1 protein-coding gene is annotated in these 400 nt (G+C 66.5%); it reads left to right on the forward strand.

The annotated features are described in order from the left end of the window. Positions 1 to 400, forward strand: a 400-nt coding sequence (locus tag M3166_RS19105) for a M48 family metalloprotease (protein WP_251691815.1), incomplete at both ends; no start/stop codon positions are given.

Below are 400 nucleotides of genomic sequence, written 5' to 3' on the forward strand. Positions count from 1 at the left end.
TGCTCGTGCTGCTGATCTACCCGACCTTCATCGCGCCGCTCTTCAACAAGTTCGAGCCGCTGAAGGACGACGCGCTGCGCGCGCGCATCGAGTCGCTGATGAAGCGCTGCGGCTTCGCGGCCAAGGGGCTGTTCGTGATGGACGGCAGCCGCCGCTCCGCGCACGGCAACGCGTACTTCACGGGCTTCGGCGCATCGAAACGGATCGTGTTCTTCGACACGCTGCTCGCGCGCCTGTCCGGCCAGGAGATCGAGGCCGTACTCGCGCACGAACTCGGCCACTTCAAGCGCCGCCACGTGATGAAGCGCATGCTCGTGTCGTTCGTGCTGAGCCTCGTGCTGCTCGCGCTGCTCGGCTGGCTCGCGCAGCGCACGTGGTTCTATACGGGGCTCGGCGTCAC

Origin of the sequence: Solibacillus isronensis (genome assembly GCF_023715405.1) — a bacterium.
Classification (GTDB): domain Bacteria; phylum Bacillota; class Bacilli; order Bacillales_A; family Planococcaceae; genus Solibacillus; species Solibacillus isronensis_B.